This is a genomic window from Pseudomonas sp. LARHCG127 (assembly GCF_052871455.1).
Window position 1 is genome coordinate 1 of sequence record NZ_JBIXJT010000044.1, and the last position, 1,251, is coordinate 1,251.

The 1,251-nt window shown below is 55.2% G+C and carries 2 protein-coding genes; both read right to left on the reverse strand.

Annotated elements, in window-relative coordinates:
- Window positions 1-38: 38 nt before the first annotated feature.
- Window positions 39-881, reverse strand: coding sequence for an IS3 family transposase (locus ACIPQ1_RS28720; protein WP_411387566.1), 843 nt, complete (start codon window positions 879-881; stop codon window positions 39-41).
- Window positions 878-1,186, reverse strand: a complete 309-nt coding sequence (locus ACIPQ1_RS28725) for a transposase (RefSeq protein ID WP_411385909.1) — start codon at window positions 1,184-1,186, stop codon at window positions 878-880. Before ACIPQ1_RS28725 ends, ACIPQ1_RS28720 begins: the two co-directional genes overlap by 4 nt.
- Window positions 1,187-1,251: the final 65 nt, after the last annotated feature.

Consider the following 1,251-nt stretch of genomic DNA (forward strand, 5'->3'; position numbering starts at 1 on the left):
TGAACTGGTCAAGTAATCCCGGACACCGATTACGGTATTTATGCCGCTTTTTGCTCCATGGCTATTGGCGACAGGTAGTTGTTGTAGCTGTGGAGCCTGATTCGGTTGTATCGCATGAAGAAGCTGGTCATATCCTGTTTGGCTTCTTCAACTGTCGTGTAGCCCTTGGTGGGCACCCACTCTGATTTGAGCGTCCCGAAGAAACGCTCTGTTGGTGCGTTGTCCCAGCACTGCCCCCTGCGGCTCATGCTTTGCGTTATCCCGTGTTCCAGCAGCACGGACTGAAAGCGCTGGCTGGTGTATTGGCAGCCTTGATCCGAATGAAACATCAAGCCCGCCTGTTTGCCTCGTACTTCCACCGCCATCCTCAGTGCCTTGCTAACCAGGTCGGCGTCATTGATCAGAGAAAACGCCCAGCCGACGATTCGGCGGGCGAACAGATCAATGACCGCTGCCAAGTGATACCAGCGTTTACCAACCATCAGGCTGGTAACGTCGCCGCACCAAACCTGATTGATTGCGGTTGGCTCGAAGTTACGCTCGAGCAGGTTCTTGGCCACAAATGCTTCGACGCCTCTAGAGCGATACTGATGGCGGCGGCGCTGTCTGCTGGCCAGATTTGCCTCCGCCATGAGTTTTCCGGCCAGATGCCGTCCCACCTTGATCTGCTGGGCCTTCAAGTGCTGAGAGATCACCCGCGCGCCTGCACTTCCCCGGCTTTCGTCATGCAGTTGCACGACTTTCGCTCTGAGCGCGTCACGCTCGGTATTCGGTGCTGAGCGACGCTTAAGCCAGTCATAAAACGCGCTACGGGAAACGCTCAGCGCACTGCAAAGCAGGCAGGTCGGATATGAACTCGACTCTCTCAGTTCCTCGATCAGGAAAAACGATCGGGATCCGACATCAAGAGAGCCGTAGCCTTTTTTAAGATTTCAGCCTCGGTTTCCAGGCGCTTGATCTTGGCTCGCAGCTGTTGAAGCTCTCGCTGTTCTTCGCTGATTGCCTTGGTGCCCGCCACTGGCTGCCCTTTCTGACGTTCTTTGCGAACCTGATCAATCCAGCGGCGCAGAGCCGTAGGGCCAACTTCCATCGATGCACAGACGTCGGGAACTGAGCAGTTATCATCAAGAACCATGCTTGCAGCACGTTGCTTGAACTCGCGGGTGTAGGTCTTTCGCTCTTGCATGAAACCTCCTGATTGGGCGAATCATATCGCCCTTAAGAGGTGTCCGGGTTCATTAGGCCAGTTCA